The following is a 460-nucleotide window of genomic DNA, read 5'->3' on the forward strand; positions in this document are numbered from 1 at the left end:
ACCTCACAGCCCCATCAGCAGACTGAACGCCAGCATAAAGCCAGCCGCCGCCGTCTATCCGTATTCCTGACACAGCCACAATACCAGCGCGCCGCCGATCATTTTGCCGCCGCGTGCGGCCACCGCTTGAATCACGCCGCCGAAACCACGTCCGCGGTGCGGCAGGACGATGCATGACAAACCCAGCATCGCGCCGCCGTACACCGCCGACATCGCCGAGAGCAGTACGCAGCAGATCAAAAGCAGCGCGAAGCTCTGCGTTATGTCGGTACAGGGCATCCGCCCGAACAGTGCCGAAAGCCCCAGCGTCGCCGCCCGTAGCCAGCCGAGAAACCGCACCGCAGGCCGCCGTTTCATCAGTGCGGCACACAATACCTTCGCCACTTCGCTCCGGCCGATTAGATGGATCCATCCCCTGTCTATTATACATAGCTGAGGCTGTAGACGACTCATTACGTGT

General features: G+C 61.3%; 1 pseudogene. It reads right to left on the bottom strand.

Going from position 1 to position 460, the window contains the following annotated elements:
- Positions 1 to 57: 57 nt before the first annotated feature.
- Positions 58 to 460 (bottom strand): annotated as a pseudogene (locus tag ACTHUR_RS20355) (hypothetical protein); the annotation flags it as partial.

Source organism: Neisseria sp. P0021.S007 (assembly GCF_051956855.1).